Below are 14,185 nucleotides of genomic sequence, written 5' to 3' on the forward strand. Positions count from 1 at the left end.
ACCTAGCTGTAGCTCAACCCCATCGCTTCGCGCACGTCGCGCATGGTGTCACGCGCCAGCTCTCGGGCCTTCTCGCAACCGTCGGCGATGATGTTCTTCACCAGCGTCGGATCGTCGAGGTAGTACTGAGCGCGTTCGCGCATCGGACGTTGCTCGTCGAGCACGCCTTGTATCACCGGTTGTTTGCATTCGATGCAACCGATGCCGGCGCTGGTGCAGCCTTGCTGCACCCAGTTCTTCACGTCGTCGCTGGAGTAAACCTGATGCAATTGCCAGACCGGACATTTCTCCGGCGTGCCGGGGTCGGTGCGACGGATACGTGCCGGGTCGGTGGGCATGGTGCGGATCTTCTTGCTGACGCTGTCTTCGTCCTCGCGCATGGTGATCGTGTTGCCGTAGGACTTGGACATCTTCTGCCCGTCCAGCCCCGGCATCCTTGACGCGGCGGTGAGCATGGATTGCGGCTCGGACAGAATCATCTTGCCGCTGCCTTCGAGGTAGCCGAACAGGCGTTCGCGGTCGCCGTGCGAGAGGTTCTGCTGTTCATCCAGCAGCGCCTTGGCGGCCAGCAGCGCCTCGTCGTCGCCCTGCTCCTGATACTTGGTGCGCAACTCACTGTACAGACGGCCTTTCTTGCTTCCCATCTTCTTCACGGCGGACTCGGCCTTTTCCTCGAAACCGATCTCGCGTCCGTAAATGTGGTTGAAGCGGCGCGCGATCTCGCGGGTGAATTCGATGTGCGGCACTTGGTCTTCGCCGACCGGCACTTGCGTGGCGCGGTAGATCAGAATGTCCGCGCTTTGCAGCAGCGGATAACCGAGAAAACCATAAGTGGACAAGTCCTTGCCGGACAACTTTTCCTGCTGATCCTTGTAAGTCGGCATCCGTTCCAGCCAGCCCAGCGGGGTGATCATGGAGAGCAGCAGATGCAGTTCGGCGTGCTCCGGCACGCGGCTCTGGATGAATAAGGTCGCATGTGCGGGATCGACGCCCGCCGCTAGCCAGTCGATCACCATGTCCCACACGCTTTGCTCGATCACCTGCGGCGTGTCGTAATGCGTGGTCAGCGCGTGCCAGTCGGCGACGAAGAACAGGCACTCCATCTCGTGCTGCATCTTCACCCAGTTCTTCAACACGCCGTGGTAATGGCCGAGATGCAGGCTGCCGGTGGGGCGCATGCCTGACAAGACGCGATCAGCAAACATGATATTCCTTTAGATTCCGAAAATTAGACTCAAAACGTACACAAATCCGCGATACAGCGGCGACAGTATCCAGCTCAACACCGGCGTCACCGCAAGCACGATCAAGATCATCATGCCGTAAGGCTCGACCTTGGAAAGCTGGAACGCCTGCCGGTAGGGCAACATGCTCACAGCGATGCGTCCGCCATCCAGCGGCGGCAAGGGCAGCAGGTTGAGCACCATCAGCACCGCATTGATCTTGATGCCGATCTGCGCCATCTCCAACATGGGCTCGGCGTAATAGCTGTCAGGGAACGCCCACGACACTTTGGCGACGATGGCCCAGCCTATGGCCATGAGCAAGTTGGAAGCTGGCCCTGCCAGCGCGACCCACAGCATGTCCTTCTTGGGATGGCGCAAAGCAGAGAAATTGACCGGCACGGGCTTGGCCCAGCCGAACAGGATGCCGCCCACAGCCAGCGTCAACAGCGGCAGCAAAATCGTGCCGACCGGGTCGATGTGACGAATCGGATTTAGGCTGATACGTCCAGCCGCATGCGCCGTCATGTCGCCGAAATGGCGCGCCACGTAGCCGTGCGCGGCTTCGTGCAAAGTGATGGCGAACAGTACTGGGATGGCCGCGATGACGATGGTCTGGATGAGTTGATCCAAGGTCAATCCTCGCTCGCAAAGGCGGAGGCATCCCCCGCCCCGGTGCGCAACACTTTAGGCGTAGCTCCGGTCATATCCACCACCGTGGTCGGGTTGATGCCGACGATGCCGCCCTCGATGAACAGATCAACCTGATATTCCAAAATCTCACGGATCTCCATGATGTCGGTCAGCGGATGATGCTCTTCCGGCAGGATCAGCGTGGAACTCAGCAGCGGCTCGTTCAACTCTTCTAGCAGCGCCAGCGCCACCGGATGATCGGGGATGCGCACACCAACGGTGCTGCGCTTGGGGTGCTGCAAGCGACGCGGCACTTCCTTGGTCGCTTCCAGAATAAAGGTGAAGCTACCCGGCGTGTTGTTCTTCATCAGCCGAAAGTGTGTGTTGCTCACCTTGGCATACGTCGAAAGCTCGGACAGATCGCGGCACACCAGCGTCAGCAGGTGCTTATCATCTTTGCCCCGGATGCGACGGATGCGATTGACCGCGTCCTTGTCGTCCAAGTGGCAGCCGAGCGCGTAACCGGAATCGGTGGGATAGACGATCACCGCGCCGTCGCGCAGCATCTCGGCGGCCTGACGGATCAGGCGCAGATTAGGATTGTCGGGATGGATCGTAAAAAGATGGGACATCAGGCGACTTTCTGCAAAGGTTGGTTCTCCCACAGCTGCCATACCGGACGGCAGTCCAGCGGCAGATCGGGCAAACGCCCGATGTCGAAATAGCTTTCACCGGGGCCGTGGAAGTCTGAGCCACAGGAAGCGTACAGATTGAACTCGCTGGCATAGCGAGTGAACTCGGCATATTGCTCGGGCGTGTGGCTGCTGGTCACCACCTCCAGCGCATCACCACCCAGCGCGGCGAATTCACCCAGCAGCGAGCGCATGGTCGGCTTGCCCATGCCGTGCCGCCCCGTCATGTAACGACCGGGATGCGCCAGCACCGCCACCCCGCCACTACCGCGTATCCAGCCGACCGCATCGGTCAGCGTCGCCCACTGGTGCGGCACGTAACCCGGCTTGCCCTTCACCAGAAAGCGCTTGAAGACGTTCTTCACTTCCTTGGCTTGCCCCGCTTCGACCAGATAACGGGCGAAATGGGTGCGACCGATCATGTTGGGATTGGCCGCGTAACGCAGCGCGCCTTGCAACACGCCGCCGACACCGGCACGCGCCAGCGACTCGGCCATCAGTTCGGCACGCGCACGGCGACCACCGCGCACCGTGGCCAGCCCAGCTGCCAGCGCCGGATGATCAGGATTCACATTGAGGCCGACGACATGGACGGTGTGGGTGCGCCAAGTCACCGAAACCTCGCAGCCGTTGATGAGGGTGATGCCGTGTTCCAGCGCGGCGATACGCGCTTCGGCCAGCCCGTCGGTATCGTCGTGATCGGTCAAAGCCAACACGCGCACACCGCGACCCGCCGCGCGCGCCACCACTTCGGCAGGGGGCAGCAGTCCGTCAGAGATATTGGAATGGCAGTGCAGGTCGTAATCGAGCATGGATCAGGCGTCGCCGCCGCCCTTTTTCATCACTTTGCCTTCTTCGGCGCGGCGCTTGCGCACTTCCTTGGGGTCGGCCAGCAAGGGTCGATAGATTTCGATGCGGTCTTGTTCGCGCAGCTCGGTGTCGGTCTTGGAGAGCTTGCCGAAGATGCCGAACTTGCCCTTATCCAAATCAATCTCGGGATACTTATCCATGATGCCGGACAGCTTCACGCCTTCGCCCAGCGAGGTGCCAGACGGCACTTGCACTTTGAGCAAAGTCTGTTCGTGAGGCAATCCGTAAACCACCTCGATATTGATCTTGTTAGAGTCCGGCATAGACTTTCTCCGCGCGTTTAACGAACGCATCGACAAAACTGTTGGCAACATGGCTGAACACCGGCCCGACCAACTTTTCCAGCATATGGCTAGAAAACTCATAGTGCAGACGGAATTCGACTTTGCAGGCAGAATCGGACAAGGGCACAAAGCGCCAGCCGCCATCCAGATGGCGGAACGGCCCATCTTGCAGCGTCATGCCAATGGAATAGGGCGCCTCGCGTGCATTCTCAGTGGTGAAACTCTGCTTGAGACCGTGGTAATCGATCTGCACCGAAGCGTGCACCACGTCACCTTCCAGCGAAGTCACCGACGAACCACCACACCAAGGCAGGAACTCGGGATAGCGCTCTACGCCATCCACCAGCACGAACATTTGCGCACAACTGTACGGCACCAACACCGATTTTTCGACCAACGCCATCGTAACTTCGACCGCCTTCACAAAACTGCGTAGAATTATACGGGTTTCCAGCCGCTAACCGAACACCAATCCGCCATGAGCATCATCCAGAACAAAAAAGCCTTTCACGACTTCTTCATCGAAGACCGCCACGAAGCGGGCCTCATGCTAGAGGGCTGGGAAGTCAAATCCATCCGCGCCGGTCGCGTGCAGATCAAAGAAGCGTATGTTCTAGCCAAAGACGGCGCGCTGTGGTTGTTCGGCTGCCACATCAGCCCGCTCCCCACCGCCTCCACCCACATCCACCCCGACCCCACCCGCACCCGTAAACTGCTGCTGCACAAGAACGAGATCGAAAAACTCAGCGGAAAAGTACAGCGCGCCGGTTACACCCTGATGCCGCTGGACATGCACTACAAGGGTGGACGGGTAAAACTGGACATCGGGCTGGCCAAAGGCAAGAAGGAACATGATAAAAGAGACACCGAGCGGGAACGGGATGCGAAACGCGAAGTGGCACAGGCTATGAAGAAAGAGCGAAAGTAGTTCAGACTGGTCGCGCTTGCAGTGTGTGGCGACCGGAGGCACATGCACTCCACTTGCCAAGCACTTGCTTTGCGACTCGTAGATACCGTGTTAGACCTCAGCATGGCTCGATGAGTCAAAAGGTTAGGATCGTATGATTCAGATTTTACTAGGAGAGCTGTTAGATGCTTCACGGCGACCATTCCATCAAATAATCACTAGGACAATGGTCTCCGCACGCATAGCCACTGCTTGTCTTCTTTTTTCCCTGCCTGCATGGGCGCATGGAGCTGCGTGCTCCGAACATTACTTCCTTGAGTTTTTTGTCCGTTACGCCAATGAAGAGGCCTTCAGCGAAGAAAGAACCGACTGGCCACTACGGGTAACCATCGAACAGTTTGGAGAGCCAAAAACACGAACCGTCAGCCACATCCGGTCACGAAATGAGCATTGGGGCATGAGCAAAACGATCTCGGATTTTTTGAAAGAAAATCCAAACATGCGCGTCTATGTCAGCTCTGACACCAAATCGAAAGTTGTCCTGACATTCGGGATCGAAGATGCCGACATAGTGTTCGATCTGAAATTTCGCAAGCGCAACGGCTGTTGGAAACTATATGAAGTACGTGATTTCGATCGATAAATCTTGGGCGCGCCCAACTATTGACCCGCCCCTGCCTTCGAGGCGATCTGCGCGGGAAGCCACACAGAATGCCTTGATCTCCACGTTAATACTAATCTGGTAGAAGATAAGATTAAACAATGCCCCACCTCCTCCTAATCCTACTCTCCCTCTTCACCCTCAACGGCTACGCCGCTACGAAAGGAACCACCATGCCCAGCACTTACCAAACCGCTTACCTCGCCGGGGGGTGTTTCTGGGGCATGGAGGAGTTGGTGCGCCAAATTCCGGGCGTGATGGAGACTGAGGTGGGCTACACCGGTGGCGATACGCCGCAGGCGCGGTACGAGCAGGTGAAGACAGGCCGCACCGGCCATGCGGAATCGCTGAAGATCGTGTTCGATCCCAAGCGGCTAACTTACCGCCATCTGCTGTTTGAGTTCTTCCGCATGCACAACCCGACCACGGCCAACCGGCAGGGCAATGACCTCGGTACGCAATACCGCTCGGCCATCTTCACCACCAGCGCCGAGCAACAAGCCACCGCCGCTGAGGTGATCCGCACGGTGGATGCGTCAGGGGAATGGGGTGCGAAAGTGGTGACCGCCGTCACGCCGTTCAAGGAATTCTGGCGCGCCGAGGAGTATCACCAGAAGTATCTGGTCAAGCATCCTGACGGCTATACCTGCCACGCTATCCGCCACTTCCGCCTCGGCGAATGAGCATCCGTCATCGCCAGTTGACATTGTGCGTACTTATTCTGCCATGACATAATCGGCAGGTTCGCGCGCGCGGTCAAGCAAGAGAAAATTCGTGGAAATTGTAGTGAGATTCCAGCAGGAAAAAGTTTGATGAGCACACATCGTGGCAACACCAAGATGTGTGGCGTCCTTTTTGTGAGCATCGTCGGATATTCACAGCAGAGCAATCTCGAACAAATAGCGCTGAAAGAGCAATTCGTCTCGTTCTGGAAGCGAGCCATCAGTGAAGTGCCTGCCAGTGATGTGCTGGTAGTCGATACGGGCGACGGCGCTGCCATGACAGCGCTGGTCGAACCGGAAGATTCCTTACGCGTGGCGCTGAGGCTAGGCGAGCTGGTGGAGTCTGAACCTTACGCTCCCATGCCGCTGCATATGGGGATCAATTTTGGGCCGATCCAATTATCCACGGATGTGCATGACAATCCGTGCGCGGTGGGTGATGCCCTTAATGTCGCACAACGAGTGATGAGCATCGCATCCCCCGGACAAATCACGGTATCGAGAGCTTATTACGATGTAATTCTTCCGTTGTCGCACAAATACGCGAAGATGTTCTTCCACCTCGGCAAGCGCGCAGACTCGCAAGCGCGTTACCACGATGTTTATGGCTGGGGGTCGGCCAGCCCTGCCGCACCACACGCCACTCAGGAACAGGTAAAACCCCAAGAGATCGCTGCCACCGAAAGGCCTAAAGCGGCAAAAGTGAATACCGAGTGGTCGCCGCCTAAGCGCTCCTTGCTCAGCCGCATGCTGGGCAAGGTATTTGGCCTGATCGAGACCCTGTTCGCGCTGATCAAGTTCGCCATCTTGCTGATCGTGATCTATGAATTGTTTGTGCTGATCCCGATTCTGAAAGAGCCGGAGCATGTGCGGAAAGAGCTCAGCAGCCAGATCAACCAAGTCAAAAGCATCTGGTCTGGGCTGATCGCCGCAGAGGAAACCATCCACCCACCGGCCAAGGAAAGCAAGAAGCAAAAGCCGCCCAAACAGCCTTCTCACGCCACACCTAAGCACACTGAGCCAGCCGATCAGCCCATCGTTCCGGCTGATGAGCCATAGCTTGCGGTAACTATTGCGCCTCGCGGAACGCCGCCTTGACCGCTGTCGCCAGTTGAAAAACCGACATGGCGTAATACGTGCTGTTGTTGTATTTGGTAATGGCGCCAAAGTTAGCGAAGGTCAGCCAAGATTCCTTGCCATCATCCATAGCAAACTCCAACAGGGCTGCATTTTGAGCGGCCTCCACCGCGACGGAGTCTAGTGGACTGACCCCGCTGTTCGACCACTCAGCCACGAGGCGAGGCGACTTATCCCCGTCCCCCGAAAATTCGCTGGAACGCACGGCCACCGATTCACCCCGTTTCCAGCCGTATTGCTCAAGATAGTTCGCCACGCTGCCAATCGCATCCACTGTGTCAGCCAGCAGGTCCATTTTGCCGTCCTGATCGAAATCCACCGCATAGCGACGGTAGCTGCCGGGCATGAACTGCGGGATTCCCATCGCGCCCGCATACGAACCTTTCACCTCAGATAACTCAAAGCCCTGCTCACGCGACAACAACAGGAATTGCTCCAACTCACCTCGAAAGAAATCAGCACGTCGCGGATAATCAAACGCCAGCGTGGTCAGTGCATCCAGCGTGGGAACCTTCCCCGTATCGCGCCCGTAATACGTTTCGATCCCGATCAGCGCGACCACGATCTCGGCAGGTACGCCGTATCGCTGCTCGGCACGCGCGAGCGCCTCCCGGTGCTGCAACCAAAATGCCACGCCACGACGGATGCGCCGCGACTCGACGAAATTGGCACGATACTCTGGCCAAGGTTTGCGTGTAGCCGGGCCGGAAAAGGCATTGATGATCGACTGACGATGCTTGGCCTGAGCAAAAGCCGACTCCAAAGCGCCACGATCAAACTGGTGGCGTTGCACCATCTCGTCGATGAAGGCATCCAGCCCTGGCAACTGCACGGCGCGGGCTTCCGGCAATAAAGCCAGCAGCATCAGAAAGGCAAGGGATCGGTTTCGCATGGCCGCGATTTTATCTCGACAGAAGAGTGCGCCGCTGTTAAATTTCGCCCCTCTTAACGCACTCACAGAACACATCCATCATGGAAAAAACCGCCCAACACCATCGCCTCGTCATCCTCGGTTCCGGCCCCGCCGGCTATACCGCTGCCGTGTATGCAGCGCGCGCCAATCTGAATCCCGTGCTGATCACCGGCTTGGCTCAAGGCGGCCAACTGATGACCACCACCGAGGTGGACAACTGGCCCGCCGATGCGAATGGCGTACAAGGCCCGGAGTTGATGCAACGCTTCCAGCAACACGCTGAGCGCTTCAACACGCAGATCATTTTCGACCACATCCACACTGCCAAGCTGCAACAGAAACCGTTCGAGTTGATCGGTGATGCCGGAACTTATACCTGCGACGCGCTCATCATCTGCACCGGCGCATCAGCGCAATACCTTGGTCTGCCGTCGGAAGAGGCGTTCATGGGGCGCGGCGTTTCTGGCTGCGCAACTTGTGACGGTTTCTTCTACCGCAACAAGCCCGTGGCCGTGGTCGGCGGCGGCAACACCGCCGTGGAAGAAGCGCTGTATCTGGCCAACATCGCCAGCCACGTCACTCTGATCCACCGCCGCGACACGTTCCGCGCCGAACGCATCATGATCGACCATCTGATGGAGAAGGTGAACGAAGGCAAGATCACCCTGCAACTGAACCAGACACTGGACGAAGTGCTGGGCGATGCTTCCGGCGTGACCGGCGCGCGCCTCAAGCAAGTGCAAAGCGGTGCGACGCAAGACATCACGGTTGACGGCGTATTCATCGCCATCGGCCACAAGCCCAACACCGACATCTTCGCCGGACAGCTGACGATGGATAACGGCTATCTTGTCACGCAGGGCGGCAATAAAGGCAACGCCACCGCCACCAGTATCGACGGTGTTTTCGCTGCTGGCGATGTGCAAGACCAGATCTACCGCCAAGCCTGCACCTCCGCCGCCACCGGCTGCATGGCCGCGCTGGACGCGGACAAATATCTGGCACAGCACGCCTAAGGTTCCGCCGTCATTCCGGCATCCGCTGGAATGACGTTCTACGCGCCATCCCATGCCCCAAGAGAGTGATATCTTCCAGCAAGCCATGCAGGGTGTCACTCCACTGACGCCCGATGACCGCATCGCGCCTGTCCAGCCTCGCCCCAAGCATCGCCCGCAAACATCCGCCCCACTCTCAGTCAACGACACTCTGTCCGATCACGGCGCGGAGGACTTCGCTGAAAATGAGTTTCTGCGCTCCGGCCTATCGCGCATGACTTTGCGTAAGCTGAGGCGCGGGCAATTCCCGCTACAAGATGAGCTTGATCTGCACGGTTTGACCAGCGAAGGCGCGCGCAAGCTACTGGCTCAATTCCTCGATGATGCCCGACGCTCGCAATTCCGCTGCGTCAATATCGTTCACGGCAAAGGGCGCGCACCGGATGGCGGTGATGGCCTACTGAAGCGGCTCACCCGCCATTGGTTGAGCCAGCACCCGCACGTGTTGGCGTGGTGCGAGCCTGCTGCTGCGCAAGGAGGTGGAGGTGCGGCGTTGGTCTTACTGAAACGGGCGGAAAGTTAATTCGGCTCGTTGTCGTTGAGTTGCGACAAGAAGACGTAGCGATTCTTGCCCGTATTCTTAGCGCGATACATGGCGCGGTCGGCACTGCTGAGTAGCGCGTCACCCTCGCTAGCATCTTTGGGAAACAGGCTGATGCCGATACTGAGCGTCACTTCGACCACTTGCCCATCGCCCAGATCGAAAGGTTGCGAGACGCTAGTGAGCAGCTTTTGTGCGATCTGGGCAACACTACTTGCATCTTGTACATCCAGCAGCAGAACCGTGAATTCATCACCCGCCAAACGTGCCACGGTGTCACCAGAACGAACACAAGACTTCATCCGCTCGGCCACCTGCCGCAACAAAGCGTCACCCTTGGCATGACCGCACGTGTCGTTCACCGCTTTGAAACCGTCCAAATCCATGAACATCAGGGCCAACATCTTGCGAGTACGCCTCACCTGTACGATGGCGTGCTGAACTCGATCTTGGAATAGGATGCGATTGGGCAAGCCGGTGAGCGCATCGTGGTAGGCCATGAAGCGAATCTCCTGCTCCAGCCGCTTCTTTTCAGAGATGTCCTGCTGCACCGCCAGAAAATGCGTCAATCTTCCCGAGAGATCGTACAACGGCGAGACATTCTGGTTGACGGTATAGAGGTGCCCATCACGATGTTGGTTGACGATGTCTCCGCGCCACACCTGGCCACTCAGCACGGCCTGCCACATTTCGTGCCAGAAAGCAGCGTCCTGCTGCCCCGAACTGAAGATGCGCGGATCTTGCCCCAGCAGAGCCTCCATCGAATAGCCACTGAATTGCTGTAGAGCCTCGTTCATCCACTCGATCACGCCGTCGCTGCGGGTGATGAACATCGCATTCGCGGCGTTGCTCATCGCCAACTCAAGCAAGCGCAACTCCTGCTGCTCCTGCGCTGCCAACATCGCTACGGTGACGCGCGAAGCAAAGGCAGAAAGCCGAGCAATCACGGCCTCGCCGAAAGCATGCTCGTGCGGCGAATAGATATTCAGCACGCCGATCACCTCTCCCTTCACCCCCAAGGGCAGCGACAGGCTGCTACGCAACCCATAATGCTCGGCACGCTCGCGCAGATGGGAAACTTCAGGCGCATCCCAGGATAGAGACACGGGCGCGCCACGCCGTATCGCTTGTCCCGGAGTCGCCCGCCCTTGCGGCGTGTCGTCCCAACGCATCGTAATCTCTTTGAGATAGTCCTTAGCACCCGCCACTGCAATGGCGTTGATGGAACCATCGCCCTCCTTCAGACCGATCCACACCAGCCTGAAGTCGAACAGTTCGATGATGCGCTGAGCGATGCGGTTGACCAGCGTCGAGAAATCGTCACGCTGGAGGATGAACTCATCGACTTCTTGCAGCAAATGGGTGATGACGACCTGCTCACTCAGTTGCAAGCGCTGCACCGCCGCCGTCAACTCACGTCGGATCACCGGCACCAGCCTCGAAAGATCCCTAGGGAGAAAGACATCTTGCGCACCGTCGCGCATGAGTTGGGCATGATTCCGAGCAGCTTCCGCAACCACAAGAATAGGCACATCCAAGGAGCGCACCTGCAACTCGGTAGCGAGGAGACGAATGGTGAGTAAGGGCGAGATGCCTGCGATCAACAGGTTCAGTGGCTCGGACAGCGCACCCGCCAGCGCCTCAGCGGTATCGGCGCGCCGAAAAGCAACCTCGACGCCCTCCTCCCGAAACCGCCCGTCCAGCCGCAGCGCCACGTCATCAGACACGGCTACAAGCAAGATGGACAGTCGGGTAGTCACGCTACACCTTGGGGATGAGGTTCGGCATCAGAGTTTGGCTTTGACCCAAGCCTGAACTGAGGCGATCGCCGCCGCCAGATGCTCCGGCTGCGTGCCCCCAGCCTGCGCCATGTCTGGGCGACCGCCGCCCTTGCCGCCGACTTGCTGGGCGACAAAGTTGACCAGTTCGCCAGCCTTCACCTTGGCAGTCGCGTCGGCGGTGACACCGGCGATCAGGCTAACCTTGCCGTCGTTCACCGCAGCCAGCAGAATCACCGCTGTGTGTAACTTGTCCTTGAGCTTATCCAAGGTCTCGCGCAAAGTGGCGACATCCACACCGTCCAACTTGGCGGCAAGCACCTTCACGCCGTTGATGTCCTGCGCTTGTGAAACCAGCTCGTCACCTTGGGCGGAAGCCAGCTTGGATTTCAGCGCGGCGAGTTCCTTTTCCAGCGACTTCACGTTGTCGAGAATCTGGACAACGCGAGCGGCGACTTCTTGAGGCTGCGCCTTCACCGCAGCAGCAACTTGGAACAACTGGTCTTCCTGCTGCTGCACCAGCGCCAGCGCGCCCGCGCCGGTCACGGCTTCGATACGCCGCACGCCTGCCGCCACGCCGCTTTCGGCCAGAATTTTGAACAGACCGATGTCGCCGGTGCGCTTAACGTGGGTACCGCCGCACAGTTCCTTGGAGCTGCCGATGGACAGCACGCGCACTTCGTCGCCGTATTTCTCACCGAATAGCATCATCGCGCCGGTCTTCTGCGCCGCTTCGATGCCCATCACGCTGGCATCGGTGGCGGCGTTGGCCAATATCTCGGCGTTGACGATGGCTTCCACGCGGCGAATCTCCGCATCCGTCACTGGCTGGGTATGCACGAAGTCGAAGCGGGTCTTGTCTGGATCGACCTGCGAACCCTTCTGCTGCACATGGCCACCCAGCACTTCGCGCAAAGTCTTGTGCATCAAGTGCGTCACGGAGTGGTTGCGCTCGGTCGCGGCGCGCGCCGCTACGTCCACGCGGGCGTTCACGCCGTTGCCGACCGTCAGCTTGCCGGTCTTGACCACGCCGTGATGGCCGAACACCGTGGCCTGAATCTTCTGCGTGTCTTCCACCGCGAAAATGCCGTGTACACTGCGCAACTCTCCCCGGTCGCCGACCTGACCGCCGGATTCGGCGTAGAACGGGGTGTCGTCCAGCACCACCACGCCCATGTCGCCCTCGTTCAACTCGTTCACCGCCGCGCCGTCCTTGTACAACGCGAGGATGTTGCCCTTGTGCTCCAGCGTCTCGTAGCCGTGGAAGGTAGAGGCCGGGCCGTCGTAGTCGAGGTTGGCCGCCATCTTGAACTTGCCAGCGGCACGGGCCTGTTCTTTTTGGCGCGCCATGGCGGCGTTGAAGCCAGCGACATCCACTCCAACCTCATACTCCCTACAAACATTTTCAGTCAGGTCAAGAGGAAATCCATAGGTGTCGTGCAGCTTAAAAGCGGTCTCTCCGTCTAATGTCTCTATTTTTTGACTTCCGCCGACATTGCCCCGATTGCTAAAAATTTCAGCAATCAGTATCTCCATTCCATGACCAATAGTTTCGAAGAAACGCTCTTCTTCCTGCTGAAGAATATCCATTACTCGTTGTTGCGAGGCAGCCAATTCTGGATAAGCTGTCCCCATCTGCTGAACCAAATCTGGAACAATTGAGTAGAGGAAAGCAGAACGCATTCCCAACTTGTATCCATGGCGGATAGCTCGACGGATAATACGACGCAACACATAGCCGCGACCTTCATTGCTAGGAATCACTCCATCCGCAATGAGAAATGAGCATGATCTGATATGGTCGGCAATTACCTTCAATGAGTTGTTTTCTCTCACTACAGCCCAATCCCTATCAAGCTCATCCAGAGTTCTTGTGCCTACTCGGTTGTTCGGCGAGCAGAATGTCTCACGCGCGGCGGCTTTGATCAGCGCCTGGAACAGGTCGATCTCGTAGTTGGCATGCACATGCTGCAACACCGCTGAGATACGCTCCAAGCCCATGCCGGTATCCACCGAAGGCTTGGGCAGCGGGTGCATCACGCCGGCTTCGTCGCGGTTGAACTGCATGAACACGTTGTTCCAGATCTCGATGTAGCGGTCGCCGTCCTCTTCCGGTGTGCCGGGCAGGCCGCCGGGGATATGCGCGCCGTGGTCGTAGAATATCTCGGTGCAGGGACCGCAAGGGCCAGTGTCGCCCATCATCCAGAAGTTGTCGGAGGCGTAACGCGCGCCCTTGTTGTCGCCGATGCGGATCACGCGGGCAGCTTCGAGGCCCATCTCTTTCGTCCAGATGTCGTAGGCTTCGTCGTCCTCGGCGTACACGGTGACGTAGAGCTTGTCCTTGGGCAGCTTGTAGACCTCGGTGAGCAGCTCCCAGGCGTACTGGATGGCTTCGCGCTTGAAGTAGTCGCCGAAGCTGAAGTTGCCCAGCATCTCGAAGAAGGTGTGGTGACGCGCGGTATAGCCGACGTTTTCCAGATCGTTGTGTTTACCGCCTGCACGCACGCATTTCTGCGAACTGGTGGCGCGGGTGTAGGGGCGCTTGTCAAAGCCGAGGAACACGTCTTTGAACTGGTTCATGCCCGCGTTGGTGAACAGCAGGGTCGGGTCGTCGTGCGGCACCAGCGAACTGGAAGCGACGATGGTGTGGCCTTTGGAGGCGAAGAAGTCTAAGAATTTCTGGCGGATTTCGCTGCTTTTCATAATCAACTTTCTGAATACTCGTTCTTTTGCTCGACTACCTGCCACCCAATCGCTCTGGACTGATTC

The 14,185-nt window shown here is 58.2% G+C and carries 15 protein-coding genes; 6 read left to right on the forward strand and 9 right to left on the reverse strand.

The features are described from left to right. Positions 1-2: 2 nt before the first annotated feature. From OYT1_RS09000 to OYT1_RS09025, 6 genes are read right to left on the reverse strand one after another with little or no spacing between them, the layout of a single operon-like run. Positions 3-1,205 (reverse strand): tryptophan--tRNA ligase, encoded by a 1,203-nt coding sequence (locus OYT1_RS09000; protein WP_062626040.1) that lies wholly within the window; start codon positions 1,203-1,205, stop codon positions 3-5. Between the two features lie 9 nt (positions 1,206-1,214). Then, on the reverse strand, positions 1,215-1,856 hold the full coding sequence (locus tag OYT1_RS09005) for a site-2 protease family protein (protein WP_062626389.1): 642 nt from the start codon (positions 1,854-1,856) through the stop codon (positions 1,215-1,217). Positions 1,857-1,858: 2 nt separating this feature from the next. After that, positions 1,859-2,488, reverse strand: coding sequence for an L-threonylcarbamoyladenylate synthase (locus OYT1_RS09010; protein ID WP_062626041.1), 630 nt, complete (start codon positions 2,486-2,488; stop codon positions 1,859-1,861). Further along, on the reverse strand, positions 2,488-3,360 hold the full coding sequence (locus OYT1_RS09015) for a 3',5'-nucleoside bisphosphate phosphatase (RefSeq protein ID WP_062626042.1): 873 nt from the start codon (positions 3,358-3,360) through the stop codon (positions 2,488-2,490). The genes OYT1_RS09010 and OYT1_RS09015 overlap by 1 nt, the downstream gene beginning before the upstream one ends. Before the next feature lie 3 nt (positions 3,361-3,363). Beyond that, entirely contained in the window at positions 3,364-3,681 is a 318-nt protein-coding gene (locus OYT1_RS09020) for an RnfH family protein (protein WP_062626043.1), read from the reverse strand. After that, positions 3,668-4,105 carry a type II toxin-antitoxin system RatA family toxin gene (locus OYT1_RS09025; RefSeq protein ID WP_062626390.1) on the reverse strand — a complete coding sequence of 146 codons (438 nt, stop codon included), beginning with the start codon at positions 4,103-4,105 and terminating at the stop codon, positions 3,668-3,670. The genes OYT1_RS09020 and OYT1_RS09025 overlap by 14 nt, the downstream gene beginning before the upstream one ends. 75 nt (positions 4,106-4,180) lie before the next feature. On the opposite strand from OYT1_RS09025, the gene smpB reads away from it, so the two are divergent. The 4 genes from smpB to OYT1_RS09045 all read left to right on the forward strand — a co-directional run bounded on the left by smpB (position 4,181) and on the right by OYT1_RS09045 (position 7,051). Beyond that, positions 4,181-4,630 (forward strand): SsrA-binding protein SmpB, encoded by a 450-nt coding sequence (gene smpB, locus OYT1_RS09030; protein ID WP_062626044.1) that lies wholly within the window; start codon positions 4,181-4,183, stop codon positions 4,628-4,630. 133 nt (positions 4,631-4,763) lie between these two features. Next, positions 4,764-5,252 (forward strand): hypothetical protein, encoded by a 489-nt coding sequence (locus tag OYT1_RS13570; protein WP_145983698.1) that lies wholly within the window; start codon positions 4,764-4,766, stop codon positions 5,250-5,252. A gap of 191 nt (positions 5,253-5,443) precedes the next feature. Continuing rightward, a complete protein-coding gene (gene msrA / locus OYT1_RS09040) occupies positions 5,444-5,953 on the forward strand; it encodes a peptide-methionine (S)-S-oxide reductase MsrA (RefSeq protein WP_062626046.1) in 510 nt (169 codons plus the stop codon). A 129-nt stretch (positions 5,954-6,082) separates the two neighbouring features. After that, positions 6,083-7,051, forward strand: coding sequence for a nucleotidyl cyclase domain-containing protein (locus OYT1_RS09045; RefSeq protein WP_062626047.1), 969 nt, complete (start codon positions 6,083-6,085; stop codon positions 7,049-7,051). Between the two features lie 10 nt (positions 7,052-7,061). Here OYT1_RS09045 and mltB read toward each other — a convergent pair whose 3' ends face one another. After that, positions 7,062-8,021 (reverse strand): lytic murein transglycosylase B, encoded by a 960-nt coding sequence (gene mltB / locus OYT1_RS09050; RefSeq protein WP_062626048.1) that lies wholly within the window; start codon positions 8,019-8,021, stop codon positions 7,062-7,064. A gap of 80 nt (positions 8,022-8,101) precedes the next feature. Between mltB and trxB the strand changes: the two genes are divergently transcribed. Continuing rightward, a complete protein-coding gene (gene trxB / locus OYT1_RS09055) occupies positions 8,102-9,058 on the forward strand; it encodes a thioredoxin-disulfide reductase (protein WP_062626049.1) in 957 nt (318 codons plus the stop codon). Positions 9,059-9,110: 52 nt separating this feature from the next. Next, complete coding sequence (locus OYT1_RS09060; protein WP_062626050.1) at positions 9,111-9,620, forward strand: Smr/MutS family protein; 510 nt, start codon at positions 9,111-9,113, stop codon at positions 9,618-9,620. Here the strand turns inward: OYT1_RS09060 and OYT1_RS09065 are convergent. Next, complete coding sequence (locus OYT1_RS09065; RefSeq protein ID WP_062626051.1) at positions 9,617-11,398, reverse strand: diguanylate cyclase domain-containing protein; 1,782 nt, start codon at positions 11,396-11,398, stop codon at positions 9,617-9,619. The genes OYT1_RS09060 and OYT1_RS09065 overlap by 4 nt on opposite strands. A 27-nt stretch (positions 11,399-11,425) precedes the next feature. Next, a complete protein-coding gene (alaS, locus tag OYT1_RS09070; protein WP_062626052.1) occupies positions 11,426-14,119 on the reverse strand; it encodes an alanine--tRNA ligase in 2,694 nt (897 codons plus the stop codon). Positions 14,120-14,185 lie beyond the last annotated feature (66 nt).

Source organism: Ferriphaselus amnicola (genome assembly GCF_000974685.2).
GTDB lineage: Bacteria > Pseudomonadota > Gammaproteobacteria > Burkholderiales > Gallionellaceae > Ferriphaselus > Ferriphaselus amnicola.

What these genes read in the sequence shown, in the direction of transcription:
- OYT1_RS09000 (WP_062626040.1), bottom strand. Translation starts at nt 1,205, where the DNA reads ATGTTTGCTGATCGCGTCTTGTCAGGCATGCGCCCCACCGGCAGCCTG.
- OYT1_RS09010 (WP_062626041.1), bottom strand. Translation starts at nt 2,488, where the DNA reads ATGTCCCATCTTTTTACGATCCATCCCGACAATCCTAATCTGCGCCTG.
- OYT1_RS09015 (WP_062626042.1), bottom strand. Translation starts at nt 3,360, where the DNA reads ATGCTCGATTACGACCTGCACTGCCATTCCAATATCTCTGACGGACTG.
- OYT1_RS09020 (WP_062626043.1), bottom strand. Translation starts at nt 3,681, where the DNA reads ATGCCGGACTCTAACAAGATCAATATCGAGGTGGTTTACGGATTGCCT.
- OYT1_RS09025 (WP_062626390.1), bottom strand. Translation starts at nt 4,105, where the DNA reads ATGGCGTTGGTCGAAAAATCGGTGTTGGTGCCGTACAGTTGTGCGCAA.
- smpB (WP_062626044.1), top strand. Translation starts at nt 4,181, where the DNA reads ATGAGCATCATCCAGAACAAAAAAGCCTTTCACGACTTCTTCATCGAA.
- OYT1_RS13570 (WP_145983698.1), top strand. Translation starts at nt 4,764, where the DNA reads ATGATTCAGATTTTACTAGGAGAGCTGTTAGATGCTTCACGGCGACCA.
- msrA (WP_062626046.1), top strand. Translation starts at nt 5,444, where the DNA reads ATGCCCAGCACTTACCAAACCGCTTACCTCGCCGGGGGGTGTTTCTGG.
- OYT1_RS09045 (WP_062626047.1), top strand. Translation starts at nt 6,083, where the DNA reads ATGAGCACACATCGTGGCAACACCAAGATGTGTGGCGTCCTTTTTGTG.
- mltB (WP_062626048.1), bottom strand. Translation starts at nt 8,021, where the DNA reads ATGCGAAACCGATCCCTTGCCTTTCTGATGCTGCTGGCTTTATTGCCG.
- trxB (WP_062626049.1), top strand. Translation starts at nt 8,102, where the DNA reads ATGGAAAAAACCGCCCAACACCATCGCCTCGTCATCCTCGGTTCCGGC.
- OYT1_RS09060 (WP_062626050.1), top strand. Translation starts at nt 9,111, where the DNA reads ATGCCCCAAGAGAGTGATATCTTCCAGCAAGCCATGCAGGGTGTCACT.
- alaS (WP_062626052.1), bottom strand. Translation starts at nt 14,119, where the DNA reads ATGAAAAGCAGCGAAATCCGCCAGAAATTCTTAGACTTCTTCGCCTCC.